The following is a 26801-nucleotide window of genomic DNA, read 5'->3' on the forward strand; positions in this document are numbered from 1 at the left end:
CACCAGCCGTGTTGCGCGGTACCATGCTGGGTTCGGCCCTGGGTATCCTGCCCGGTGGCGGTGCAGTCCTGTCGTCGTTTGCTTCTTACACCCTGGAGAAGAAAATCTCCAAAACCCCCGAGCGTTTTGGCAAGGGTCATCCGGCCGGTCTGGCCGGCCCCGAGTCGGCCAACAACGCGGCGGCACAAACCTCGTTCATTCCATTGCTGACCCTGGGTATTCCCGGTAACGCCGTGATGGCCCTGATGGTGGGTGCCATGACGATTCACAACATCCAGCCCGGTCCGCAGGTCATGAGCAGCCACCCTGAACTGTTTTGGGGCCTGATCGTGTCCATGTGGATTGGCANATTGGCTTGTGGGTCAAACTGCTCAAAGTGCCTTACCGTGTCCTGTTCCCGGCGATTCTGCTGTTCTGCACGATTGGGGTGTACTCGCTGAACTACAACGCGTTTGATATCTATACGATGGGTATCTTTGGCATCATTGGCTATATCTGGACCAAACTGAAGTGTGAAGGCGCACCGCTGTTGCTGGGCCTGGTACTGGGCCCGATGATGGAAGAGAACTTCCGTCGGGCACTGTTGCTGTCCCGGGGCGACTTCCTGACTTTTGTCGAGCGTCCGCTGTCACTGACCCTGCTGTTAATGGCGCTTGGCCTGGTCATTCTGGTGGCCTCACCCTCCATCCGCAAGAAACGTGAAGAAACGTTTGTGGAAGAGGATTGATCTACTTTAAATATTGATCGTTAAGCAAAGGCAGGTTTATTGACCTGCCTTTTTTTATCTTGTTGAAACTTGGTTACTCAGTTAAACCAAACAACAAGCATCAAATTTTCAGTTTACATAACGCTTGCTTAACAAAATAAAAACGGCAATTACCTTAAAAATCGTTACACTATTTGTGTCCATTTTTTAAAGAACAGGCTTTTGTGCCTGCTCTTCCACATTTCCGGAGATCACAACATGACATCCAAATTCCTGAAACTGACCAGCCTTACGATTGCCTTGTTTGCGATGGGCACGGGTGCGGCGCATGCCGAATATCCCGAGCATCCCATCACGCTGGTTGTTCCTTTTGCTGCCGGCGGTCCTACTGATGTTGTCGCCCGCTCCCTGGGTGCGGAACTGGGTAAAATCCTCAAACAACCCATTGTTGTTGAAAACAAAACCGGTGCAGGCGGCACGGTTGCCGCCGCCCATATCGCCAATTCAAAACCCGATGGGTATACATTTTTCCTTCACCACAATGGCATGGCAACGGCACCTGCCCTGTACAAAAACCTGAAGTTCGATCCGCTTAACAGCTTTGAATATGTAGGTGAAGTGGTTGACGTCCCCATGACCTTGTTGGCACGTGCCGACTTCCCGCCCAACAACTTGCAGGAATTCATTGAATACGCCAAGCAAAATGCAGATACCATCAACCTGGCCAATGCCGGCCCGGGTGCCGTTTCACAACTGTGCGGTTCATTGCTGCAACAGGCCATTGATACCAAATTCACCACCATTCCCTTCCAGGGAACCGGTCCTGCCATGACTGCCTTGCTGGGCAAGCAGGTTGATATCCTGTGTGACCAAACCACACAAACCATTCCACACATCGATGCAAAAACCGTCAAATTCTACGGTGTAACCACCAAAGACCGCATCAGCAAACTGCCTGACGCACCCACCCTTGACGAACAGGGCCTGAAAGGCTTCGATTTTAAAGTCTGGCATGGTATTTATGCGCCCAAAGGCACGCCAGAGCCAGTCATCACCAAGTTCAATGGGGCCCTTAAAGAAGCGCTCAAATCAGAACCCTTCAAAAAGAAAATGGCCGATCTTGGCGCTGAAATTGTCAGCGAAGAAAGACAGACCCCTGAATCCCTGAAAAACTGGGTAGATGCTGAAATCAAAAAATGGGGTCCTATCCTGCAAGCCGAAGGCATGAACGTTAATTAATCGTTAACCGGTTTACCGCTACAGAAACACAAGAGATCCCGGTCAGCCTGACAAACCTGGCCAATAAGCCGTAGCGTCAAACTTCAAAAGCACCCCAGGCCGTTTTTCATGACACGCCTGGGGTGCTTTTCATTACTCTTTTGGCTTCCGGGATGCGGAAAAAAGAGCATCAATTCAAGGCCTGGATTTCTATCTCCGCCTCTGCTTTGTCTGAAGAAACCCAAACAGTTCCATCCTGCCTATTAAAATGCAAGATCATGTTCCGGTCTGCCAAGGCCGCCAGTTTTTGGGTTGACTCCACCGGAAGCACATATACTTTCAGATTACGGGCCCGCTCAAGCTTGCTGGCCATACTTGCCCACCAGATAGCGACATTGCGCCCATAAGCCAGCACAACCACCTGCCCGGCACGCCCGCAGGCCTTCAACAGGCGGCGGTCATCGGGCAAGCCCGTTTCTATCCATTGCAAAATAGTGCCTGTCAGGTCTTTACGCCATAAATCGGGCTCATCAACTTCACTCAGGCCCCGCGTAAATGTCAGCCTTTCATCACCATTTTCGTACAGTGCATAGGCCAGGATCCGAATCATGAGCCGCTCTTCGGTTTCTGATGGATGCCGGGCGACGGTAACGGCATGGCTGCCATAATATGCGCGGTCATTATCGGCAATATTGATTTCTGCTTTATAGATTGTTGCACCAAGTGCCATGAATTAATCATCCTTATATAAAACCGGAGTCAGGCTGAACCGGGTCTTCACGGTTTGGCCCGGCAACACATCCTGCCCGCCCACTTCCCGGGCCGAATGGGTATGCCGCATATTAAAACAATCGGTCACATTGCTAAAAGGTTCGGCACAAAACCAGGGCGCACCTTCCGGGCTGTACACGATCAGAAAATCAAACGGTGCATCAGCCGTCATCACCAGTTTGCGTTGTTCATCGGGCCAGCTGATTTGCGCCTCATGCTCCCAATCCATGAAAGGGGTATCCAGCGCATGCCGGGCAACATCAATCCCCCGTGCCATTTCCGGGGCAAGCGGGTGCTCAGCCAGCCTGACCGGCATCACATCCTGGTCTCCGTACCAGGCCTTCCCAACCCGCGCCGTCAAGCGGGTATGTTCGTTTTTGGGAAAATAAGGGTGATGCCCCATCCCAAGTGGCATGCTGTGTTGCCCGGTATTACTGATGTCCAGGTAGATGGTCAGATTGTTTTCATCAAGTGCGAACACCTGTTGCGCCCTGAAGGCGAAAGGCCAGTCGTCGGGCTCATGCACGTACTCAATCACCAGCCGGTTGTCTGTATGTTCCGTGACCTGCCATATACGGTTTCGTAAAAACCCATGAATGCTATGTGGCGAATCTTTTTTCTGTGAGGGGTAATGAATACGGCGGCCTTCATACACGAAACGGCCATCACGAAGACGCCCGGCCCATGGCACCAGCGGAAAACTGGCCATCCCGGATACATCCCGGTTTTGCACATGCACAGGATCAACCGGACGCAGCCAGTGATATTCCCGGTCCGCCAGCACATGTTTATAAGCAACAATGGCCCCGCCAATATGAGGGGCCACTACCAGACGGGCATCACCCGCTTTCAGTTCAAGGCATTGCTGCACGTTTTTCACCTTCATTTTTACGCCTTTCCTGTTCAAGCCAGGCCAGTCCTTCACGGGTGCGCCCGGCCGGACGGTATTCGCATCCGATCCAGTGCTGATAATCCAGTTGCCTGAGCAAGCCAAACAGATAGCCAATATTAAGCTCCCCGTTATCGGGTTCATGCCGATGGGGGACACCGGCAATCTGCACATGTCCCACCCGACCGCCTGGCAAATAAGTGGCCAGTTTTCTGCTTAAGTCACCTTCAACAATCTGACAATGGTATAAGTCCATTTGCACCTTGATATTGGACAGATTAAGCAATTCAATGACCTGGTGGGCCTGTTGCTGGGTGGTTAAAAAATACCCCGGCATGTCAAACGGATTAATAGGTTCAATCAATAACGTTACCCCGGCCTGGGCAGCCAGGGCAGCTGCCCGCGACAGGTTCTGGCAGTAATACTCATGCGCCAATGCCTGATTCAGGTCATCAGGAACAATACCAGCCATGAAGTGAATACGCCGGTTGCCCAGGACAACGGCATATTCCAGGGCCTTTTCCACACCAGCCAGACACTGTGCCTGCCGTCCAGGCAAGCAGGCCAGCCCACGTTCTCCGGCATCCCAGTTACCCGGCACGGCATTGAACAAAACCTGCTCAAGCCCGTTAAGAGACAGTTGACGGGCTATTTCTGCCGCACTGTACTCATAGGGAAACAAAAATTCCACGCCTTTGAACTGATCGTTTGCCGCCAGGGCAAAACGTTCAAGAAAGGGAACTTCGGTGTACATCATGGAAAGATTGGCCGCAAACTTGAGCATGGCTATTCGCTTGTCAGTAAACCATCAACCATTATGCTTCCCAGGAAATCATTTTGCCGGGATTCAGGATGTTTTTCGGATCATAGGCGTGCTTGAGCAAACGCATCAGGTGGATGGCATCTTCACCATGTTCCTTTTTAAGGAAATTCATTTTGTGAATACCAATACCGTGTTCGCCGGTGCAGGTGCCGTTCATATCTATGGCCCGCTGCACCACCCGGTTATTGATTTCTTCTGCCATGGCCCATTCTTGCGGGTCTTCAGGGTCTATCATCATAAGCACGTGGAAATTGCCATCACCCACATGACCCAGAATAGACCATGGAAAAGGCTTGTTTTCCAGGTCTTTGGCCGTTTCAGTCACGCACTCGGCCAGTCGCGAGATAGGCACGCAAACATCGGTGGTAATAGAGCGCGCGCCCGGGCGCAATTGCAGGCAGGCAAAGTACAGGTTATGCCGTGCCGTCCACAAACGGTTACGGTCTTCCTGGTGCTCGGCCCATTCAAAATCCATCCCGCCATTATCTTTGGCAATTTCCTGCACGATCTCGATTTGTTCCTTGACACTGGAAGCGGAACCGGTAAATTCAAACAACAACATCGGGCTTTCTTTCAGGCTTAACTTGCTGTATTGATTGGCGGCCTTCACGCCCTGCTCATCAATAAACTCAACCCGGCCAATTTCGATACCCGTTTGCATGATCTGGTTAACGCATTCCACGGCAGACTCCAGGGTTTCGAAGTTGCAAATGGCGGCTGAAATGGCTTCGGGGATGGGATAAACACGCAGGGTAATTTCAACAATAACACCCAAGGTCCCTTCGCTGCCCACAAACAGACGGGTCAAGTCGTAACCGGCCGATGATTTGCGCGCATGGCTGCCGGTACGGATGATTTTGCCATCTGCCGTAACCACTTTCAGGGAAACCACGTTTTCACGCATGGTGCCATAACGCACGGCATTGGTACCCGAGGCACGGGTAGCGGTCATGCCACCAATAGAAGCATGCGCACCCGGGTCAATCGGGAAAAACAGGCCTGTATGCCTGATCTCCTCATTCAGCCGGGTACGGATCACGCCCGGCTCCACCGTCACGGTAAAATCACCGGGACTCACGTCCAGCACCTTGTTCATTTCCGTGAAGTCCAGGGAAATACCCCCTTCAATCGCCAGCACATGACCTTCAATGGAAGAACCAATACCAAAAGGAATCAGGGGCACATCATACTGGTTGCACAAATTGACAACCGTGACCACTTCATCGGCATTGTGCGGAAAAATAACCGCTTCGGGTGGACAGGCCGGATATGGAGACTCATCACTACCGTGATGTTCGCGCACGGCTTGCGTGGTTATGAAGCGGTCACCAAAAGCGGCCTGGAAAGCGGCGCGGGCTTCATCAGACAGTTTACGTACTTCTTTCATGGGGGAGTTATAGCTCATTGTTTGTCTATCCTGTTAATTATCCTGTTGAACCATTAATCCACAATACGGCCGGCATTGAAAATATCCCGGGGATTGATCAGGTTCTTAATGGCGCTCATCAAATCCAGTTCTTCCCGGCTGCGGCTGTATTTCAAAAATGGTTTCTTGATCCGCCCAATACCATGCTCGGCTGAAATGCTTCCGCCAAAGCCTGAAGCAGTCTGATAAACCAGCTCTTCAACGGCAAAGATTTCCTTCTCTTGCAGCTTGCCGGTGGTCAGGTGCAGGTTGCCATCACCCAGATGACCAAACAGCAGGTTGATGGCTTGGGGGTATTCTTTTTCAAGGACGGCGGTAACCTGTTCAATAAAAGCCGGCATATGTTTAAGTGGTATGCCAATATCAAAAGCCACGTAAGGTCTGATACTACGCAGAATTTCACCAATGGCATCGCGGATCTGCCAAAGAGAATCTGCCTGCTCCAGTGTTTGCGGCACAATCACGTCACGGCCAATTTCACTTTCAATTAAAAACTCAAGGAACGCATGAAAACCATCATGAAACGTGTCCTTATCGGCACCTTCAATTTCTAGCAGCACATAAATGGGATAGCTCCCCTCAAAAGGGAGCTCTTTGTTTGCATGCAAGGCGGCCTGTACCAGATAGCTTTGCCACATCACCTCAAAGCTGGATAAGTCGGGCAAGGCAGAACGTGCCTCTTTCAGCATACGGGTAACGTGATCAAAAGAATCCAGGGCGACCAGGGCGGTAGCCCGGGTTTGCGGGTTAGGAAACAGGCGTAGGGACAAACGGGTAATAATGCCCAGACGTCCTTCGGTACCAATGAACAGATGCTTAAGGTCCAGGCCGGTATTGTTCTTGATAACCCGGTTAAGCATATTCAATATGGTGCCATCAGGAAGCACGACTTCCATGCCCAGCACCAGGTCACGGGTAGTGCCATAACGCAGCACCTTGTTGCCACCGGCATTGGTGGAAACATTGCCACCAATCAGGCAGGAGCCGCGCGAGCCGAAATCCAGCGGAAAATACCAATCTTCCTGCTGAACGGCATGACACAGGTTTTCAAGTATGACACCCGCCTGCACAATTGCGACACCGCCAATGGTGTCAATTTCTTCCACTCGGTTCATGCTTTCCAGGGAAATAACCACATCACCGGCATCGGCACATGCGCCACCGGCCAGGCCGGTCAGGCCACCCTGTATGGTGATTTTCCTGTTTTCAGCCACACAGGTTTTCACAATCGCCGAGACCTGTTCGGTGGAAACAGGCCGAAACACCACCGCCGGCATGGCACCTTCATAACCGCTCATGTCACTCATGTGACGCTGCATTTGGTCCGGGCTGGCAATATGTGGCACACTGGCCAGCAAAGCATTAAATGATGGAGAACTGTTTTTCATTGTATCCTTCTAACTGCAAATCGCTTTAACACTCAATAATAACTTCTTGTGTGGCCACTTATTGATCATTTCACAAGCAGGGTACAAAAATGATTTTTTCATTTCCACCCCAAGACAACGGGCAATGGCACCAAGTAGACACACAAGAAAAAACCTCGCACAAGGCGAGGTTTCTTACTGACATCCGGTATAAGGAAGACTGCTTGTATCGTTGGCAAGGCAGGCCTGAACCTGCCCTGTTATCAGATAATGCGAGAGGCTTCGATCAGACGTACAACACTCCACGATTTGCTGCGTGAAATGGGACGGCCTTCAGCGATTTCCACTGTATCGCCTTCGTTATACTGGTTTGCTTCGTCATGCGCTTTGTATTTGTTTGAGCGGACAATGATTTTGCCATACAAAGGATGCTTAACACGGCGTTCAACCTGAACAACCACTGTTTTATCCATTTTGTTGCTAACCACTTTACCGATCAGGGTACGCTGACGCTTGGCGGGTGTTTGAGTTTCGCTCATGTTACTTTCCTGCTTTCTCAGTTAATACTGTACGAACGCGAGCAATGTCACGACGTACTTTGCCTAACTGGCTGGTGTTAGAAAGTTGCTGGGTGGCACGCTGCATACGCAGGTTGAATTGTGCACGCAGCAAGCTCTCGAGCTCTTTATTCAGCTCGGTTGCGTCTTTTGAACGTAGTTCACTAGCTTTCATAAAGATCCCCTTAAGAGCCCAAGTGACGATTTACAAATGTCGTCGAAATAGGCAACTTGGCGGCTGCCAGACGGAAAGCTTCACGGGCAAGCTCTTCACTTACACCATCCATCTCGTACAGAACTTTGCCTGGTTGAATTTCAGCGACCCAAAACTCGGGATTACCTTTACCTTTACCCATACGAACTTCAGCAGGTTTCTGTGAAATTGGCTTATCGGGGAAGATACGGATCCAGATACGGCCGCCACGTTTAATATGGCGAGTCATTGCACGACGGGCTGCCTCGATCTGACGTGCAGTCAGACGGCCACGACCGGTTGCTTTCAAACCAAAATCGCCAAAGTTGACGTTGGTACCGCGAGTAGCCAGACCGGTGTTACGGCCTTTCTGCTCTTTACGGTATTTTCTACGTGCTGGTGATAACATGTTTATTCTCCTTCTGGCGCAGGTGCTGCTTCAGCTGCCTTGCGACCACCACGGCCACGGCCGCCTGGACGACGCTGACCATCAGGACGATCACCGCGTGGACGACGTGTACGACGCTCATCATCACGGGGTGCGGCTGCAGGTTCTGCAGGCATTTCACCATTAGGCAGCAAGTCGCCTTTGTAAACCCAAACCTTGATACCAATGATACCGTAGGTGGTTTGTGCTTCAGATGTACCATAATCAATGATTGCACGCAGTGTATGCAAAGGTACACGACCTTCACGATACCATTCTGTACGGGCAATCTCGATACCATTCAAACGGCCTGAAGACATGATCTTGATACCCTGTGCACCCAGGCGCATTGCATTTTGCATGGCGCGTTTCATGGCACGACGGAACATGATACGTTTTTCAAGCTGCTGGGCGATGGAATCGGCGATCAGCTGTGCATCGGTTTCAGGCTTGCGGATTTCTTCGATATTGACGTGAACCGGAACACCCATCAGGCGTTGCAGATCAAGTTTCAATCCTTCAATATCTTCACCACGTTTACCGATTACAACACCAGGACGTGCTGAGAAAACGGTGATACGTGCATTCTTGGCAGGGCGCTCGATAAGCACACGACCAACAGATGCGCTTTTCAGTTTACGTTTCAGGTACTCACGCACACGGACGTCTTCGGCAAGCATTGTGCCAAAGTCTTTGTTGTCAGCGTACCAGCGTGAACTCCAGTTACGATTCACTGCGAGACGGAACCCTATAGGGTGAATTTTCTGACCCATTGTGACTCCTTAAACGCCGACTTTGACCACAATGTGGCAAGTCTGCTTCTCGATACGGTTACCGCGGCCTTTGGCGCGAGCGGAGAATCGCTTCATTGACTGAGCTTTGTCTACATAAATTGTAGTGACTTTCAACTCATCAATATCGGCACCATCGTTATGCTCTGCGTTAGCAATTGCTGATTCAAGGGCTTTCTTAACGATACCGGCGGCTTTTTTAGGTGTGAATGTAAGAATATTCAGCGCCTGGGCAACGGGCTTGCCACGGACCATGTCCGCAACAAGACGCGTTTTTTGCGCAGAAATATGTACACCACGAATTACGGCTGTAGTTTCCATCACTTACCTCTTTGACTTTTTATCCGCAGCGTGACCTTTGTAGGTACGTGTGTGTGCGAATTCGCCAAGCTTATGACCAACCATATTTTCGTTAACATAAACCGGAACATGTTGACGACCGTTATGAACGGCAATTGTCAATCCGATAAAATCAGGAAGGATGGTTGAACGACGCGACCAGGTTTTGATCGGCTTTTTCTCTTTGCCATCGACAGCTGCTTCCACTTTTTTAACCAAGTGGGCATCGACGAATGGGCCTTTTTTAATAGAACGTGACATATTAGTATCGCCCCTTATTTACGCTTGCGACGTGAGACAATCATATTGTCTGTACGCTTGTTGCGGCGGGTTTTGAAGCCTTTCGCTGGAGTACCCCATGGGCTGACTGGCTCACGAGCCTCGCCAGTACGTCCTTCACCACCACCATGTGGGTGATCGACCGGGTTCATGGCAACACCACGAACGGTAGGACGGATACCGCGCCAGCGAACTGCACCGGCTTTACCGATTTGACGCAAGCTGTGTTCTTCGTTACCCACTTCACCAATGGTTGCACGGCAGTCGATGTGAACGCGACGAACTTCGCCAGAACGCAGACGGATCTGGGCGTAAGTACCTTCACGGGCCATCAGGACTGCTGATGCACCTGCTGAACGTGCCATTTGGGCACCTTTGCCAGGCAGCATTTCAATACAGTGAATGGTTGTACCAACTGGAATATTGCGGATAGCCGCTGCATTACCTGTACGCACGGGCACTTCCAGGCCAGACACGACTGTTGCACCAACTTCAAGGCCACGAGGAGCGATGATGTAGCGACGCTCGCCATCTGCATAGCAAAGCAATGCAATATGTGCAGTACGGTTAGGATCGTATTCCAGACGCTCTACTTTGGCTGGAATGCCATCTTTGTTGCGACGGAAATCGACAATACGGTAGTGGGACTTATGACCACCGCCACGATGGCGGACAGTAATATGACCGTTGTTATTACGGCCGGAACCACGTTTCTTGGATTCTACCAAAGCGGCAAAAGGAAGACCTTTGTGCAAGCCTGGAGTAACCACTTTTACCATACCGCGGCGACCGGCTGATGTGGGTTTAGTTTTAACTAATGCCATCTTAGTTCACCTCCGAAAAGTCAAGCTCTTGACCTTTTTTGAGTGAAACGTAAGCGATACGGTTTGCACGGCGACGACCGACGAAACGACCAGCACGTTTTACTTTACCTTTACGGTTCAGAACAGAGACAGACTCAACTTCTACTTTGAAAAGCAACTCAACAGCTGCCTTGACTTCTGGTTTGGTTGCATCAGGAGCGACACGCAATGCAAATTGCGGTTTCTCGCCAGATTCAGCAATAAAAGTTGCTTTTTCTGTGATGACCGGCGCCAAAATTACTTGCAATAAACGTTCTGCTTTCATCCCAGCATCTCCTCAAATTGAGCGATAGCCGCTTTCGTGATCAACACTTTTTTGTAGTGGACCAAAGAAAGAGGATCAGCGTAACGCGGTTCTACAACGGCTACGTGTGGCAGGTTGCGGGTTGCCAGGTAGGTGTTCTCGTCTACTACATCGGTAATAACCAAAACGGAATCCAGACCCATTGCTTTCAATTTGCTAGCAGCCAGTTTTGTTTTGGGCGTATCAAAAGAGAAAGACTCGACAACAGCGATGCGATCTTCACGTGCCAATTGTGACAGGATGGAACGGATACCGGCACGGTACATTTTCTTATTCACTTTCTGGCTGAAGTTTTCTTCAGGTGAATTAGGGAATGCACGACCGCCTCCACGCCAGATGGGTGAAGATGTCATACCGGAACGGGCACGACCAGTGCCTTTCTGGCGCCATGGTTTTTTGGTGCTGTGTTTGACTTCGGCACGATCTTTCTGGGCACGGTCACCCATACGTGCGTTTGCCTGGTAGGCAACTACGATCTGGTGAATCAGGGCTTCGTTAAAATCACGGCCAAAAACGGTATCAGGTGCGCTAACGGTAGCAGCAGCCTGACCTTGTTCATTCAGGAGCTTAAGATCCATTATTTTGCTCCTTTAACAGTCATTTTGATAGCTGGAAGCACAACAACGTCGGCATTTTTGTGGCCGGGAACTGCGCCCTTGACCAACAGAAGACCACGTTCTGCATCGACGCGAACGATATCAAGATTTTGTACGGTGCGTGTTACATCACCCATGTGACCGGACATGCGTTTACCGGGGAAAACGCGACCTGGGTCTTGCGCCATACCGATAGAACCGGGAACACGGTGTGAACGTGAGTTACCGTGGGAAGTGCGTTGTGCGCCGAAGTTGTGACGTTTGATGGTACCGGCAAAACCTTTACCGATTGTTGTACCCTGAACATCAACTTTCTGGCCTGCCTCGAAAATGCTTTCAACAGGCAAAGCAGCACCAGCTGAAAACTCAGCTGCTTTCGCAGGATCTAAACGGAACTCTTTAAGAATGGAACCAGCTTCAACGCCGGCTTTGGCATAGTGACCCGCTTGTGCTTTTGTTACGCGAGTTGCACGACGGCTGCCGTAGGCAACCTGTACCGCTGCATAACCATCTGTTTCCAGAGACTTGACTTGAGCAACACGGTTGTTTGATACGTCAAGTACTGTTACCGGGATGGACTCGCCTTCCTCGGTAAAAATACGCATCATGCCAACCTTGCGACCCAACAGTCCCAGCCGATGAGCGGCAGGTGTAGGTGTCGTATTCGACATCATTTTCTCCAATCCCCAGCTACGATTGGCTGGGCCTAATATATAAATTGACACCAGCAGTGAACTGGTGTTGTGGGTTAATTTATCCCTAACCGTTATTGCATTTCGGTTAGCCTGTCAATATAACATTATTCAAACCCCTTGACAAGAATATTTTTTACAGTTGTTGTAAAAAATGTCATTTTTTCAATGGTTTAGTTGCTACTGACTGGACACATTCATTGGTCACCGTTTCCGGTGGGGCTTAAGGCGCGTGCACCCAGTGACTGGCAAGCCACTCTGGCAGCCGCCAGGTCCCAGGCGCCAATACCTACGGTTTTAAACATGATGGGACGCGAAAAATCAATCTCCGTGCGCAAGGCCTGCTCTAACGGAATAACTTCCGACCAGTCTTTTTTGGCCCGGATGTAATCCCCGGCTTCATGCAGGGCACCTACGGGATCATCGACATAGCAGGTGCTGCCCATGACGGTTTGAGGTGCGATTTCACACATGTGCGGCTGAAAAGCGCCCACTGCGATAATCAGCCGACCCACTTGTGCCGGTGCATGATAGATGGGCTCGGTTGCGGTGGTCAGCGTGATAACCGCATCAAAATCATCGGGCAGGTTGCTTTGCTCCACCGGAATGAGAGCATTGGACAGCCCGGCAAACTGCTCGCAAAACCGCTGCACCCTGCCCGCTGACAAAGCCCTTCCGGCCACATAAATGGTTGCGTGAGGATAAAGCGCATTAATGGCTTGCACGTGGGCCACCGCCTGGGTACCCGACCCCATCAGGACAATTTTCCCGGGTGTGCGGGGCGTAAAGCGCTCAAGACCCAGCATGGAAAGGGCTGCCGTTCTCCTGGCCGTAACGGTAGGTGCATCCAGCACAAACAGGGGCACACCGGTTTTACTGTCAAGGACAGTAACCGTTCCCTGGATGGTGGGCAAACCATTGCCGGGATTGCCCGGCAACAGGGAGATAAGCTTATGCGCCAGAATATCTTCGGCAGCGGCCGGCATGGAGAGCAAGACCCCTCCCTCTTCATTGCCCGGCACCGGCAACACCTGGCGATCGGGACACTTAACCCGGCCCGCCGCATATTCCAGGCTCATTTCACGAATGGCACGGACCAGTTCCGCAAAACCGGTCAGGCCGGCTGTTTGTTGTGCATCAAATACCTGAATCGCAGGCTGGCTCATTACGTGTCTCCTGATTCGTGTTTTTGGGAATTTCTTTGCGTTGCAACCCAGATAACCGTAGCGTTCTCTTCACTGACACTGATACATCGATGGCCCATCCGGCTATCTATATAGAAACAATCTCCCGGGCCAAGCCGGGCTGGCGCATAATATTCGGTATGCAGCTCTATTTCACCGCTTAATACATAAACAAACTCTTCCCCGTCATGACGGCTCCAGTCACGAAAATCGGAAAACTTCCGTGCGGTAATACAGGTATGAAAAGGCATTATTTTTTTATTCGACAGCTGCGCGCACAACAACTGATGATTGTAATGCGGCGTTTTATGCAGCTTTCCCTGGCCGGCGCGATCAACCACACACCGTCCGGCACCCATGGCATCACGGGCCGACGTAAACAGCTCGGAGACGTCCAGATTAAGACCGGTTGCCAGTTTTTGCAAAACGTCATAAGTGGGCGACATCAGGCCGTTCTCGATTTTGGAAAGCGTAGAGGCGGCAATCCCGCACTCTTTGCCGGCCTGCTCGAGCGTCCAGTTGTTTTGCTGTCGAACGGCACGCAAACGCTGCATTAAAGGAGTTTCTTCCCGGGTATTCATTTAATGACTTCCCAAATAAGCATCCCTGATTTCCGGATTTGCCAATAATTCCGCCCCAGTTCCTGTCATTCTGATTTCACCATTCACCATTACATATGCACGATCTGCCAGCTTCAGGGCATGATTGGCATTTTGTTCGACCAAAAAGATGGTTTTACCATTTTTCCCCAGTTCTTTCAGCACCGAAAAGATTTGCCTCACAATTAATGGCGCCAGCCCCAGACTGGGCTCATCCAGCAGAATCATGTCCGGACGCCCCATCAGGGCACGGGCAATCGCCAGCATTTGCTGCTCACCGCCAGACAGGGTGCCCGCACGCTGATTACGCCGTTCTTTCAGGCGCGGAAACAGTTCAAACATGGTGGCACGATCCTCATCAATGTACTTGTCACCGATAGGCAGGGCACCAATCATGATGTTTTCCTCAACCGTCATTTTTGCAAATATACGCCTTCCTTCGGGTACCTGTGCAATACCCTTGCCGGCAATCTGATGCGCCTGCAACAGGGTCAAATCTTGCCCCTTATACAGAATCTGACCCGATTTGGCCTTTGGTGCGCCAAAGATGGTCATGAGCAGGGTGCTTTTTCCTGCACCATTGGCACCGATCAGGGAAATGATTTCCCCCGTCCTGATATGCAATGAGACATCCCTGAGCGCCTGGATCGGTCCGTAAAAAGTATTGACATTCTTAATGTCCAAAATAGTTTCACTCATGCCTCATCCTCTACGTCCGTGCCCAGATAGGCGGCAATAACCACTTCTGAATTACGAATGTGTTCCGGGCTGCCACTATCAATGACCGAACCCTGATCCATGACAACAATATGCTCGGAAATATCCATGACCAGCCCCATATCATGCTCAATCAGTAAAACAGTCACCTTGCATTCATCACGCAATTTACGGATCAGGCTGGACAGGTCAACCGTTTCCCTTGGATTGAGACCGGCTGCCGGCTCATCCAGGCAAATCAGGCGTGGATTGGTACACATGGCACGGGCAATTTCCAGACGCCGCTGACGGCCGTAAGACAGCTCGCCGGCCAACCGGTTGGCATCAACAGCCAGATCAACAATATCCAGCCATTCATACGCACGATTGACGCTTTCTTCTTCCCTGTTGGCAAAGTCATGCGTGACAAAAATGCCAGATAAAAGGTTTCTGTTCTGTGAACGATGCTGGGCAACCAGCAAGTTTTCAAGCACGGTCATGTCCTTGAACAGGCGGATATTCTGGAATGTACGGGCAATGCCTGCACGGGAAACCAGATAAGACCCCCCCGTAAAGGGCCGGTTCAGCAAATTGCCCACTTCCACCGACCCATTGGGACCATGCAGAAAAATCTCACCTGAGGTGGCGGCATAAAAACCGGTCACACAATTGAATACCGTTGTTTTACCTGCACCATTGGGGCCGATCAGGGAGGTAATGGAGTCTTCCCTGACCTCAAAACTGACATTATCATTGGCGATAATACCCCCAAAGCGACGACATAAATTTTTAACTTCAAGTAACAGTTTATCGCTCATGGCATGACCTCTTCCCGCTCAAATACCGGACGCTTGGCGCGCAATAAGCCATTAGGTCGCCAGATCATCATCAAAATCATCAACAAGCCGAACATCAATACACGATACTCGGAAAAACTCCTCAGAAATTCGGGCATGAGGGTTAATGTAAACGCGGCAATAATGACGCCAATCGAGTTCCCCATCCCGCCCAGCACCACGATGGAAAGAATCAGAACCGACTCGAAAAAATTGAATGACATCGGGCTGACAAACCCCTGGGCTGTCGCAAAGAACACCCCGGCAATACCTCCGGTTAACGCACCCAGCATGAATGCGGACAATTTGACGGTTACATGATTGATGCCCAGGGACCGGCAGGCAATCTCGTCTTCCCGCAAAGCTTCCCAGGAACGGCCGATAGGCATCAATCTTAATTGCGTAAACACCCGCAGCACAGCCATCGTGATGATAAAGATCATCAAATAAATAAAGATAAACTTATAATCCGGGCTATAGGGCAAACCAAAAAACTCATGAAACGGAATCGCGTCTCCTTTGGCGCGGCGAATGAATTCAAGATTGAAAATAGTGGGCGATGGCGCGGCAGCACCGTTAGGCCCGCCTGTAAAATCAATCCAGTTCACCAGCACCAGCCTGATAATTTCACCAAACCCAAGGGTGACAATCGCCAGATAATCACCATGCATTTTCAGTACCGGAAACCCCAGTAACCCTCCACACAAGGCGGCCAGCAAAGGCGCCAGAATAAGGGCCGTCCAGAAACCGATACCCAGATACTGGGAACCCAGGGCAAGAAAATAGGCGCCTACCGCATAGAAAGCAACAAAACCAAGGTCAAGCAGCCCTGCCAGCCCCACTACAATATTCAACCCCAGCCCCAACAACACATAAACCATGGCCATGGTCAGGTTGGTGGCCCAGCTTTTACCAAAAATACCAAAGTGGAAAAACAGCAAAGGCACAATCAGCCCCAACAGAAACAAGACTGGCAGCGCACCTTTCCAGGGATGCCTCATGCCGCGCCGTTTGGGAATACGCACCCCCATGGCAATCACCACAAACAGAACTATCAGGACCAGCGCGGCTGACGTGCCAATATAAATAGTGCCCGAAAGACCCAACGCCATCGCGATAGCGGCAACCACACTTCCCCAGACAAGCAGTTTCCTTAGTTTTTGCATGCCATCGGCATGCTCATCCTCTACCTGTACGTGCTGCTGAACGGCAAGATACTTATGAGTAAAACGCTGGCCTGCCTCAGTCTGGATACCCACGGAAACAAAGAAACGGACAAAGGCCACGATCAGGCCGATTGAAATGCCATTAAGAAAAACAGGTGTCCGTAACCAGTCAACCTTGAAGGTATATTGTTGCAGTATGAAATTGGTAATCGGGCTGAACACCAGCATGGTCAGCACCCCGGCTATCATGGCGTCTTTCAGGGCATGCCTGAAATCAATGCGTGAATCAGGCACATCCGCAGCCAAGGCTGCGGAATTTGCCTGCCCGGACGGTGTCAGCGCTGCGGTTTTCCCGCTTGAATTAGGCGTTATATTCATTACACTTTCTCCACGGCAGGCCTGCCCAACAAGCCGCTTGGCTTGAAAACCAGGACAAGTACCAGAATGCTAAAAGAAAACACATCTTTGTAATCACTGCTGACAAAACCGGAGAAAAATGACTCGAGCACACCCAGCAACATGCCTCCGAGCATGGCGCCCGGCAAAGAACCTATGCCACCCAAAACCGCGGCACTGAACGCCTTGATACCCAGCACGAAGCCGATATAGAAATCAAACGAACCGTAATTGAACGTGACCAGCTCACCCGCAACGGCAGCCATCATGGAGCCAATGACAAACACGGTGGAAATGATACGGCCTGTATTAATACCCAGAATCGTGGCCATTTTGCGATCTTGTTCCACTGCCCGGCACTGTCTGCCCAGACTGGTTTTTTGAATGATGAAGGTCAACAGCATCATGGCCGATAAACTGACTGCCACGATAATCAGATCCATATAGCGGATGCGGAAAAATTCGTCAGCCGTGCCAATGGTAAAACCACCACTGAAAAGAGAAGGCACCCCCTGTACATTAGGCCCCTGGCTGATCTGGATATAGTTTTGCAATAACAATGACACGCCGATGGCCGTAATAAGCGGGGCGAGCCGATTGCTTGTCCTGAGGGGACGATAGACGGTCCTTTCTATGTACCAGCCATAAAGCCCGGTAATTGACATGGTGACAACCAGGGTAAGAACCAGGGACAGGGCGACCGCATCAACCCCTAAAAAAGTGATCACCGCAAAAGCAATGGCGGTGATATAGGCGCTGACCATATAAATATCACCATGCGCAAAGTTAATCATTCCGATGATGCCGTAAACCATGGTATAGCCAATCGCAATCAGACCATAGATGGAACCCAGCGAAACGCCATTTACGAGCTGTTGACCTAAAATATGCCATTCCATTAAACACCTACCTTTTCGGTAAAGACAAAAAGCTCCCATGCCTTCCGTAAAAGCACTCTTCTTATCTGTTAGTTTGATTCAGTCACTGCATTGCCCGTGGCAAGGGCAATGCAGCACAACCAGACATTACTGAATGGGAACGTAATTTCCTTCTTTATCCCAGATATAAACAACAAAGTCGTTGGTTTTGGGATCTCCTTTTTCATCCCATCCTTTTTTACCCAGAACGGTTTCTATTTCATTGTTCTTGATCCAGTCGGCCAGTTTGGTGCCATCCTTCACATCTTTATTGGCTTCCATGGCTGCGGCAATAGCCTCAACGGCCGCATAGGAATACAGGGTAAAGCCTGCAGAATCACTACCCTTTTCTTTCAGTTTGTCCACAACCGTCTTGCTGGCCGGATCCGTGCGCGGATCCCGCAGGAAGCTCATATAGGTACCTTCGGCATATTGGGGCCCACCCGCTGCCGTTACAAAAGCCGGATCGGCAATGCCATCAACCGACACAAAAGGAATGGTCAGTCCCTGCTGGCGAATCTGCTTGACCAGCAATCCACCCTCGGCATATAAGCCGCCAAAGAAAACAGCCCCGACATCGGCAGCCTTGATTTTGGTTACCAATGCGTTGTAATCACGCTCACCCCGGGTCACGCCATCTTCAAGCACCACATCGATGCCCAGCTTTTTAGCGGCATCCCGTGTGGCATTGGCCACGCCAACACCGTATGTATCCTTGTCATTGATCACGGCAATTTTTTTAGCTTTGAGGGTTTCATGAATGAACTTCGCATCAACATCACCCTGCTGGTCGTCACGACCGCAAACACGAATCAGGGTTGTCAGGTCCCGTTCGGTTACCCTGGGATTGGTAGAGGCCGGGGTCACATTCAGGATATTGGCTTCATCATAAATTTCAGAAGCGGGGATCGTGCTGGAAGAACAAAAATGCCCCACCACGGCATCCACTTTTTCCTGGTCAACAAAACGGTTGGCCACGGCGACCGCCTGTTTGGGCTCGCAGGCATCATCACCCTGAATGATCTTGATTTTTTTACCATGAACGCCCCCCTTCGCGTTAATGGCTTCGGCGGCGGCCTCGGCCCCCATGAGCAACTGTTTGCCAAATGCGGCGCTACCACCCGTAATAGGGGCACCCAGGCCAATCTTGATAAACTCTTCTGCCATGGCGGGAGCAGAAAAAGCGGTTGCAAGTGCTGCTGTAATAAAAAGCTTTTTAAATCCTTTATTCATGCTTTTCTCCTGAAATTGACCAGCATGGATCCTTGTAAACACAAAGAACATAATTAAAAAAAACGATATACAACCAGACTGCTTAATACGTATGTGAACTACCAGACGTTCTTCTCGATAATGGGCTGATTGTTTAACACCCGCTCCCAGCCCAAGCGCTTCAAATTCAAACTTCTGTATTCGCCAAATTCAATCAATTCGGCAAGAGCGCGACCCACTGCTGGTGATTGTTGCATGCCGTGACCACTGAAACCATTAGCAAAAACCATATTGTTGATATCGGGGTGATAACCCAGTATGACGTTCTGGTCGAAGGTACAGTAATCATAATGACCGGCCCAGCTATGTTCACAGCGCAGGGCCTCGAAGGCAGGTACCCGATGCGCCAGGATTGGCCATAGAAGTTCATCAAACAACGGGTATTGAACGTCAAAATCAAAACATTCAGGGTCCTGGTCTGCCGGTGGCTGAATCCCGCAAATAAACCCTTCCCCTTCAGGGTGGATATAAGCACCGCTTGGATCAATCAGCATGGGACAATCATTGACAGTCTCGGGGCAGGTGACATAAAAAACACTGCGCTTGCGCGATTCTATGGGCAATTCAATGCCTGCCTGACGTGCCAGTTTCATGGCCCCGGTACCCGCCGCATTCACAAAAACACCGCAGGCAACGGTCTCACCGTTATTCAGGGTCACGCCGGTTACGCGTGCGCCTTCCCGATGCACCTGCACCACCTCATTTTCTATGTAACTGACCCCTTGGGTAATTGCCTTGCGACGAAAAGCACGCATCATGCCATACGCATCCAGCCAGCCTTCCCCTTTAAGGCCCAACGAACCACCCGCCAAATCAGATACATTCAGCCATGAATATTTGTCTTGCAACTGCCGATCTGACAACAAGGCAATTTGCGCCCCCAGGGAGCGTTGCAAGGCATTGTTTTCCCGCAAGGTCGCATAGCCTTCCGGCGTGGACAGAAACAGATAACCCGCTTCATGAAAATTCACATCAGGCCGCTCACCATCCACTTCAAGGGTTTCGCCAATGCCGTACAGGAACTCACTGCCAAACTGCGACATTTGAATGTTTTCAACGGTGGAAAATTGATGGCGTATGGAAGCTGCCGACAAGGCGGTCGCACATTTCTGGTAAGACGAGTCTTTTTCAATAACCAGAACGGAACCTTTAAACGAACGGGAGGCGCTTAAAAAATAGGCTAAAGCGCTTCCTGTTGCTGCACCGCCAGCAATCACCACATCAAAACAGTTCTTCATGCAACGTCTCATTACAAGTGTCTGAATAAGACATAAATTCTCATAAGAAAAATTTGACGTCAATCATTATTTACACCTAATTTTTTAAACGCTTTATAAAAATAAAAAATAATCATTAAAAATCAAATGCTTGAAAAATAAATAAAATGAATTTAATTTTTTAACCAGGAAAAAAAACTTGATTACAGCACTGGTTTTTGTATTTCCTATCAGTAAAATTACAAAAAACAATTCAAATTTAAAAATTTTATGCCATAAAAATATGACTGTAATTCATTGATATAAAACAATATATTTTGCATAGCAGCAATAGCTGCGTAAGGGAAAACCCTTCCAGTTTATTTTGTTTTCTTATAAGAAATTTTTTGACTTTAAGAAAATCAATTGTTAATCTATTCACATTGGATGCCTTCAACCCATCCCGTCATGTTTCACTTCCCTGCCAGGCAGGGTCATTTAACACGCTGTTCTTACCCTGATGATTCACAAAGGAAACCAGCCATGAGTTCAGTCCAGGAATTACTCGTCTCTTTAGGTGTCAACCCAGCCTCCTTTCAGAATGGCAGCCTGAAAGTTCATTCTCCCATTGATGGCGCCCCTATCGCCAATGTCGTTGAGCAGTCTTCGGCAGAAGTGACTGCCGCCGTTGAGCGCGCCCATGCCGCTTTTACGCAATGGCGCCAGGTTCCCGCACCCCGACGCGGAGAACTGATCCGCCTGCTTGGCGAGGAATTGCGGGCCAACAAAGAAGCCCTTGGACGGTTGGTGTCAATTGAAGCGGGCAAAATCATTGCCGAGGGTCAGGGGGAAGTCCAGGAAATGATTGATATTTGCGACTTTGCGGTTGGCCTGTCACGCCAGTTATACGGCCTGACCATTGCCTCGGAACGCCCGGGACACCGCATGATGGAAACCTGGCATCCGCTGGGAGTGGTTGGCGTGATTACCGCTTTCAACTTTCCGGTCGCCGTCTGGTCATGGAATACCGCCCTGGCATTGGTTTGTGGCGATGCCGTCATCTGGAAACCTTCTGAAAAAACCCCGCTAACCGCCCTGGCCACCCATGCCCTGCTGGAACGCGCCCTGAAAAAATTTGGTGATGCGCCTGAACACCTGTCGCAATTGGTGATTGGGCAACGGGAAACCGGAGAGATTCTGGTAAACAATCCAAGGGTTGCCCTGGTTTCAGCCACCGGCTCCACCCGCATGGGTCGCGAGGTTGGCCCCAAAGTCGCGGCCCGGTTTGGCCGTTGCATTCTTGAGCTGGGGGGCAATAATGCCATTATCGTTAGCGAAACCGCAGACCTGGACATGGCCGTGCGGGGCATTGTTTTTGGTGCGGTCGGCACAGCCGGACAACGCTGCACCAGCACGCGCCGCCTGATCGTCCACAGCAGCATTGCCCATGAACTTGCCGAACGGCTGAAAAAAGCATACCGCACCTTACCCATTGGCAACCCCCTTGAGGCCGGTACGCTGGTAGGGCCCCTCATTGACAAGGCGGCTTTTGACACCATGCAAACCGCGCTGCAAAAAGCGGTTGAACAAAAGGGAATTGTCACCGGTGGCCAGCGCGTCTTGCACGACAGGTTCCCCGATGCCTATTACGTTGAGCCCGCGCTGGTTGAAATGCCGGCACAAACCGAAGTGGTACGTCACGAAACTTTTGCGCCCATCCTTTACATCATGAGTTATGAGCGCTTCGAAGACGCATTGGCCCTGCAAAATGAAGTGCCCCAAGGCCTGTCTTCGGCCATCTTCACCACCAACCTGCTTGAAGCCGAATATTTCATGTCAGCCGCCGGATCAGACTGCGGTATTGCCAATGTCAACATCGGCACCTCGGGCGCCGAAATCGGTGGCGCCTTTGGTGGTGAAAAAGAAACCGGTGGCGGGCGAGAGTCCGGCTCCGACGCATGGAAGGGCTATATGCGCCGGGCCACCAACACCATCAACTACTCGCGTGAATTGCCACTGGCTCAGGGCGTGAAATTTGGTGACGATTAATGCCATACTGAACATTTCCCATTTAACGATGGGCACCCCCGTTCAATTGATGAAAAGGTCTGACTATGTCTTCCGGTTTTCCTTTCGCTGCACCGTTCAAAGAAATCAAGGGTTCACCCATCAGGGAACTGTTCAAATACCTGTCCACGCCCGGTATGATCTCTTTTGCCGGTGGCTACCCCGCCCCTGAACTGTTCGATATCCCAGGTTTGCAGGCCTCAATAAGCACCCAGGCATCCACCCTGCAGGAGTCTATGTCTTACGGCGCCACCGAGGGACTGCCGGTCTTGCGTGAAATACTGGCCACCCTTTGCACACAACGCGGCATACAGGCCGGTAAAGACGACATCCTGGTAACCAGTGGCTCGCAGCAGGCTTATGAGTTGCTGGTGCGGGCCCTGATTGCACCGGGAGATACCGCACTGGTAGAGCGTCCCGCCTACCCGGCCGCCATTCAGGGCCTGCGGCTGGCCGGTGCCAATATTGTCACTGTTGGGGTTGAAGAGGACGGCACCAATCTTGAGGAACTGGCCCGGGCACTGCAGCAGCACCAGCCCAAGTTTTTTTACTGTGTGCCCACTTTTGCCAATCCCAGCGGTATTACCCTGTCATTGGAAAAACGCAAGAAACTGCTGGCGCTGCTGGCCACCACCGATTGCCTGCTGATTGAAGATGACCCTTATGGCCAGTTGCGCTTTAGCGGAGAGCCTTTGCCCACCCTGGCAGAACTGGCCCGCTCAACACCGGCACAAGACCAGGTTATTTACCTGTCCAGCCTGTCCAAAACCGTGGCACCGGGCCTGCGCATTGGCTGGATGGTCGCCCACCCCGAAATTTTACGCCGCTGCGTGCTGGCCAAACAGGTGGACGATATGTGTTCGGCCCCTTTCATGCAGGCGGTCGCCGCCCATTACCTGAACTCGGGACGTTATGCGCAGCATTTGCCTTATATTATCAACACCTACCGGCAGCGGGCACAGTGCATGCTAAACGCTTTTTCAGCCGACTTTGATGGCCAGCTTAAACTGGTCAGGCCCGAAGGCGGCATGTTTATTTGGGGATACCTGCCCCCTGACATCAATGCAACAAGGCTCTTGCCCCTGGCCATTGACGAAAAGGTCATGTTCGTGCCCGGCAGCGGCTTTTATGCTGACAAACCCGATGAAAACGCGTTTCGCCTGTCATTTGCCATGAGCAATGAAGCACAAATTACTGAAGGCGTTACCCGTTTCAGAAAAGCGCTTGACCGTTATTGAGGCTGGCCATTTTTCACCAAGGCATCCAGCCGGCTGACATCAAAATCCGGATGGATAGGCTCGGGCTCAACCATTTTCCGGCTGGCCTTGGCCGACAGTTCATTGAAGCGTTCAACCTTGCCAATCAAGCCTTGCCGGCCGGCCAACGAACCCACCACCGCATTGTAATGCGTACCCACCGTGTTAAGTGTTCCTCCCAGCCGGGACAGGTGCTCGGCTACCCGGGTCACCTGATTGTAAATATCTACGGCACGGTCCCCGATCTGGGCGGCCTGCTCGTTGCTGCGTGCCATCATCCACAAATAGGAAACGGTTCTTAAAACAGGCATTAAGGTGGTATGCGACACCAGCACCACCCCTTTTTCATAGCCATATTGAAACAGGTTGGACGGATGCCTGAGTGCCTCTATATAAGCAGCCTCGACCGGCATGAACATCAACACAAAACCGGGGCTGTGCATTCCTTGCAAATTGCTGTAATTCTTTTCAGACAATTGATCAATATGGTTCCTGACGGCCCGGGCATGGGCATCCAGGGAAGACTGCATGAGACCATCCTGCGTGGCGTTAACCGCCTGCTGATAGTCGTTCAGGGAAACCTTGCTGTCAATAATCATATGCTTGCCATCGGGCAGATAAAGCACAAAATCGGGTAGCTGGCTTTGTCCCGCCTCGTTACGAAAATGGGCCTGGGCCTGAAAATGATCCCCCTTGACCAATCCCGCCATTTCCAGTGCCCGTTCAAGCTGCATCTCACCCCAGTTACCCAGGGTTTTTTTATCCCCTTTCAGGGCACGGGCCAGGGCATCGGCATCCTGGGTCATTTTCATGCCAATATCCATAAACTGTTGGATATTGGCATGAAGCAAGGTATGCCCCTTTAGCGACTGGTCATGCACCTCATTCACACGTGCTTGAAACCCATCGAGCTTTTCTTTTAAGGGTTGTAACAAACCATCCATCGCCTGCTGATTCTGCACTGAAAACAACTGGCTTTTTTCATCCATGATTTTATTGGCCAGATTTTCAAATTCCGTGCTCAATAATTGGCGAGACTGTTGAAAAGCCACTTTAAGTTCATTCAGAGTATCTTCTTTTTGCTGATATTGGGCCTGCAAAAGCGTATTTTCTTTATCCAGATCCGCTATTTTCATCAGGGCTGCCTGCTGTCCTGATTCAAGCTGTTGTTTTATCTTCATGATCTGTATCAACTGTTCTTTAATTAAATGCAGCTCGGTTTCTTTACCCGAGAGCATTTTATCCAATGCGTCTTTTTCATTATCCAGCTGTTTGAAATCCTGTTGTAAGACATGATAAGCAAACTGCTGCTCATCACGCTGGGTATCACTGTCATGCAATTGACTTTCCAACAGAACCGCTTTTGTTCTAAGACGATTAAGCGTTAACTGCATCACAATAGAAACAAGCAAAGCACCAATACCGAAGGCTGCCAGCAGTAATCCGGCAAACATGTAAATTGAATTTAATTCCTGCACTCGTTATCCTGTTTTGATACTTCTTTAGCCAAAAGAGCCATCGTACCTTTTGAGATCCCCTAAAAACAAGGGGTTTTACGGTGCTTTGGTTAAAATCACATAACTGCTAGTACAGTTTAGGAGTGTTTTTATCGTTTTCTTTTTTTGATAATGCTGTAATTACATTAGAGATAGCAAAGGAGAGAAAATGCGTACTCAAGTAGCCATTATTGGCGCCGGCCCTTCAGGATTATTACTAGGTCAGATCCTGGCTAAAAATGGTATTGATAATATCATCCTGGAGCGCCAGACAGGTGAATATGTTCTTGGCCGCATCCGTGCCGGTGTACTTGAAAGTGTCACTGTTGACGGCCTTGAACGTGCCGGTGTTACCGACAACCTTAAAAAGCATGGCCTGGTTCATGACGGTTGCGAACTGGTATTTAACGGCAAACGTCATCGTATTGATTTTAAAGAGCTGGTCAACCGCAATGTCGTCGTCTACGGCCAAACCGAAGTTACCCGTGACCTGATGGAAGCCCGTGCCGCCCTGGGTGCCACTACCATCTATGAAGCCAGTGACGTCAAACTTCATGATGTCAATACCGGCCATCCTTATGTCACCTACACCAAGAACGGCCAGGAACAGCGCCTTGACTGTGATTTTATTGCCGGTTGTGACGGTTTCCATGGCGTATCACGCCCTACTATTCCGGCAGACATTCTGAAAGAATATGAGCGTGTTTATCCATTTGGCTGGTTGGGGTTAATGTCGGATACGCCACCTGTAGCCGAAGAGCTGATTTATGCCAAGCACGAGCGCGGCTTTGTATTGTGCAGCCAACGCTCCAAAACCCGCAGCCGCTATTACCTGCAAGTACCCCTTACCGATAAGATTGAAGACTGGAGCGATGAACGGTTCTGGGACGAGCTTAAAGCCCGCTTATACCCTGAAGCAGCCGCCAATCTGGTTACCGGCCCAAGCCTTGAAAAAAGCATTGCTCCATTACGCAGTTTCGTAACCGAACCCATGCGTTACGGCAAACTGTTCCTGGCCGGTGATGCTGCCCATATTGTGCCGCCTACCGGGGCAAAAGGCCTGAATCTGGCCGCCAGCGATGTACTGTATTTATCAGATGCCTTAATCGAGTATTACCAGCAAAACAGCGAAGCAGGCATTGATACCTATTCAGAACGTTGCCTGAAACGTATCTGGGGAGCCGAACGTTTTTCATGGTACATGACAAAAATGCTGCACACTTTTGAAGACCTTGATGACTGGGACAGGAAAATGCAGGAAACAGAGTTCAATCTGTTATTGAATTCTGAATACGGCGCCAAGCTATTGGCAGAAAACTATGTAGGGTTACCCTATTAAGCAACGCTTTTAACAAAGCTTAAAACCGGTTCTGAATACAGGCGATCCAGAACCGGTTTTACAAGTCATTATTTTTAAGCAAGATAACAATAACGGCATTCCAGGCAATGCACTGTCACCAACAATGCCGGAATTACCAA

Annotated in this window: 28 protein-coding genes and 1 pseudogene; 5 read left to right on the forward strand and 24 right to left on the reverse strand. The window is 50.5% G+C overall.

Translation table 11 applies throughout. The annotated features are described in order from the left end of the window. Nucleotides 1–727, forward strand: a pseudogene (locus IE074_RS12780) (tripartite tricarboxylate transporter permease); the annotation flags it as partial. A 237-nt stretch (nt 728–964) separates the two neighbouring features. Next, the gene (locus IE074_RS12785) at nt 965–1945 is read left to right on the forward strand and encodes a tripartite tricarboxylate transporter substrate-binding protein (RefSeq protein ID WP_189385849.1); all 981 of its coding nucleotides are present in this window, start codon (nt 965–967) and stop codon (nt 1943–1945) included. 169 nt (nt 1946–2114) lie between these two features. Here IE074_RS12785 and IE074_RS12790 read toward each other — a convergent pair whose 3' ends face one another. From IE074_RS12790 to IE074_RS12900, 23 genes are all read right to left on the reverse strand, one after another. Next, nucleotides 2115–2654, reverse strand: coding sequence for a YaeQ family protein (locus IE074_RS12790; RefSeq protein WP_189385850.1), 540 nt, complete (start codon nt 2652–2654; stop codon nt 2115–2117). 3 nt (nt 2655–2657) lie between these two features. Further along, on the reverse strand, nt 2658–3581 hold the full coding sequence (locus IE074_RS12795) for an aldose 1-epimerase (RefSeq protein WP_189385851.1): 924 nt from the start codon (nt 3579–3581) through the stop codon (nt 2658–2660). Continuing rightward, nucleotides 3550–4368 (reverse strand): 2-oxo-tetronate isomerase, encoded by an 819-nt coding sequence (gene otnI, locus IE074_RS12800; protein ID WP_189385852.1) that lies wholly within the window; start codon nt 4366–4368, stop codon nt 3550–3552. Before otnI ends, IE074_RS12795 begins: the two co-directional genes overlap by 32 nt. A gap of 31 nt (nt 4369–4399) precedes the next feature. After that, nucleotides 4400–5812, reverse strand: a complete 1413-nt coding sequence (locus IE074_RS12805; RefSeq protein ID WP_189385853.1) for an FAD-binding oxidoreductase — start codon at nt 5810–5812, stop codon at nt 4400–4402. Nucleotides 5813–5847: 35 nt separating this feature from the next. Further along, on the reverse strand, nt 5848–7221 hold the full coding sequence (locus IE074_RS12810) for an FAD-binding oxidoreductase (RefSeq protein WP_189385854.1): 1374 nt from the start codon (nt 7219–7221) through the stop codon (nt 5848–5850). Between the two features lie 242 nt (nt 7222–7463). After that, complete coding sequence (gene rpsQ / locus IE074_RS12815; protein WP_189385855.1) at nt 7464–7739, reverse strand: 30S ribosomal protein S17; 276 nt, start codon at nt 7737–7739, stop codon at nt 7464–7466. Between the two features lies 1 nt (nt 7740). Then, on the reverse strand, nt 7741–7932 hold the full coding sequence (gene rpmC, locus IE074_RS12820) for a 50S ribosomal protein L29 (RefSeq protein ID WP_169295582.1): 192 nt from the start codon (nt 7930–7932) through the stop codon (nt 7741–7743). 10 nt (nt 7933–7942) lie between these two features. Next, entirely contained in the window at nt 7943–8359 is a 417-nt protein-coding gene (rplP, locus tag IE074_RS12825; RefSeq protein ID WP_169295583.1) for a 50S ribosomal protein L16, read from the reverse strand. 2 nt (nt 8360–8361) lie between these two features. Continuing rightward, complete coding sequence (rpsC, locus tag IE074_RS12830) at nt 8362–9150, reverse strand: 30S ribosomal protein S3 (protein WP_189385856.1); 789 nt, start codon at nt 9148–9150, stop codon at nt 8362–8364. A gap of 9 nt (nt 9151–9159) precedes the next feature. Then, nucleotides 9160–9489 (reverse strand): 50S ribosomal protein L22, encoded by a 330-nt coding sequence (rplV, locus tag IE074_RS12835; RefSeq protein WP_169295585.1) that lies wholly within the window; start codon nt 9487–9489, stop codon nt 9160–9162. Between the two features lie 3 nt (nt 9490–9492). Beyond that, complete coding sequence (gene rpsS / locus IE074_RS12840; RefSeq protein ID WP_169295586.1) at nt 9493–9768, reverse strand: 30S ribosomal protein S19; 276 nt, start codon at nt 9766–9768, stop codon at nt 9493–9495. Between the two features lie 14 nt (nt 9769–9782). Then, a complete protein-coding gene (gene rplB / locus IE074_RS12845) occupies nt 9783–10610 on the reverse strand; it encodes a 50S ribosomal protein L2 (RefSeq protein ID WP_189385857.1) in 828 nt (275 codons plus the stop codon). 1 nt (nt 10611) lies between these two features. Next, nucleotides 10612–10914 carry a 50S ribosomal protein L23 gene (gene rplW / locus IE074_RS12850; protein ID WP_169295588.1) on the reverse strand — a complete coding sequence of 101 codons (303 nt, stop codon included), beginning with the start codon at nt 10912–10914 and terminating at the stop codon, nt 10612–10614. After that, the gene (gene rplD, locus IE074_RS12855) at nt 10911–11531 is read right to left on the reverse strand and encodes a 50S ribosomal protein L4 (RefSeq protein WP_189385858.1); all 621 of its coding nucleotides are present in this window, start codon (nt 11529–11531) and stop codon (nt 10911–10913) included. The genes rplW and rplD overlap by 4 nt, the downstream gene beginning before the upstream one ends. Next, nucleotides 11531–12220, reverse strand: a complete 690-nt coding sequence (gene rplC / locus IE074_RS12860) for a 50S ribosomal protein L3 (RefSeq protein WP_189385890.1) — start codon at nt 12218–12220, stop codon at nt 11531–11533. The genes rplD and rplC overlap by 1 nt, the downstream gene beginning before the upstream one ends. A gap of 218 nt (nt 12221–12438) precedes the next feature. Next, the gene (locus IE074_RS12865) at nt 12439–13407 is read right to left on the reverse strand and encodes a delta(1)-pyrroline-2-carboxylate reductase family protein (RefSeq protein WP_189385859.1); all 969 of its coding nucleotides are present in this window, start codon (nt 13405–13407) and stop codon (nt 12439–12441) included. Next, nucleotides 13407–14006, reverse strand: coding sequence for a helix-turn-helix domain-containing protein (locus IE074_RS12870; protein ID WP_189385860.1), 600 nt, complete (start codon nt 14004–14006; stop codon nt 13407–13409). The genes IE074_RS12865 and IE074_RS12870 overlap by 1 nt, the downstream gene beginning before the upstream one ends. Further along, nucleotides 14007–14723 (reverse strand): ABC transporter ATP-binding protein, encoded by a 717-nt coding sequence (locus IE074_RS12875; protein ID WP_189385861.1) that lies wholly within the window; start codon nt 14721–14723, stop codon nt 14007–14009. It lies immediately after the preceding gene. Continuing rightward, entirely contained in the window at nt 14720–15538 is an 819-nt protein-coding gene (locus IE074_RS12880; RefSeq protein WP_189385862.1) for an ABC transporter ATP-binding protein, read from the reverse strand. The genes IE074_RS12875 and IE074_RS12880 overlap by 4 nt, the downstream gene beginning before the upstream one ends. Then, a complete protein-coding gene (gene livM / locus IE074_RS15090) occupies nt 15535–17100 on the reverse strand; it encodes a high-affinity branched-chain amino acid ABC transporter permease LivM (protein ID WP_344984599.1) in 1566 nt (521 codons plus the stop codon). Before livM ends, IE074_RS12880 begins: the two co-directional genes overlap by 4 nt. Beyond that, a complete protein-coding gene (locus tag IE074_RS12890) occupies nt 17100–18017 on the reverse strand; it encodes an ABC transporter permease subunit (RefSeq protein ID WP_189385863.1) in 918 nt (305 codons plus the stop codon). The genes livM and IE074_RS12890 overlap by 1 nt, the downstream gene beginning before the upstream one ends. A 126-nt stretch (nt 18018–18143) precedes the next feature. Continuing rightward, the gene (locus tag IE074_RS12895) at nt 18144–19268 is read right to left on the reverse strand and encodes a branched-chain amino acid ABC transporter substrate-binding protein (RefSeq protein ID WP_189385864.1); all 1125 of its coding nucleotides are present in this window, start codon (nt 19266–19268) and stop codon (nt 18144–18146) included. A 98-nt stretch (nt 19269–19366) separates the two neighbouring features. Then, nucleotides 19367–20545: an NAD(P)/FAD-dependent oxidoreductase gene (locus IE074_RS12900; RefSeq protein WP_189385865.1), complete on the reverse strand. Its 1179-nt coding sequence runs from the start codon at nt 20543–20545 to the stop codon at nt 19367–19369. Between the two features lie 501 nt (nt 20546–21046). Here IE074_RS12900 and amaB point away from each other — a divergent pair. Beyond that, nucleotides 21047–22552 (forward strand): L-piperidine-6-carboxylate dehydrogenase, encoded by a 1506-nt coding sequence (gene amaB / locus IE074_RS12905; protein WP_189385866.1) that lies wholly within the window; start codon nt 21047–21049, stop codon nt 22550–22552. Between the two features lie 65 nt (nt 22553–22617). Further along, nucleotides 22618–23808, forward strand: a complete 1191-nt coding sequence (locus IE074_RS12910; RefSeq protein WP_189385867.1) for an aminotransferase-like domain-containing protein — start codon at nt 22618–22620, stop codon at nt 23806–23808. Here IE074_RS12910 and IE074_RS12915 read toward each other — a convergent pair. Continuing rightward, complete coding sequence (locus IE074_RS12915; protein WP_189385868.1) at nt 23802–25304, reverse strand: DNA recombination protein RmuC; 1503 nt, start codon at nt 25302–25304, stop codon at nt 23802–23804. The genes IE074_RS12910 and IE074_RS12915 overlap by 7 nt on opposite strands. Nucleotides 25305–25491: 187 nt before the next feature. Between IE074_RS12915 and pobA the strand changes: the two genes are divergently transcribed. Further along, complete coding sequence (pobA, locus tag IE074_RS12920; protein ID WP_189385869.1) at nt 25492–26661, forward strand: 4-hydroxybenzoate 3-monooxygenase; 1170 nt, start codon at nt 25492–25494, stop codon at nt 26659–26661. Nucleotides 26662–26801 lie beyond the last annotated feature (140 nt).

Source organism: Advenella faeciporci, assembly GCF_014652395.1.
GTDB classification, from domain to species: Bacteria; Pseudomonadota; Gammaproteobacteria; order Burkholderiales; family Burkholderiaceae_B; genus Advenella; species Advenella faeciporci.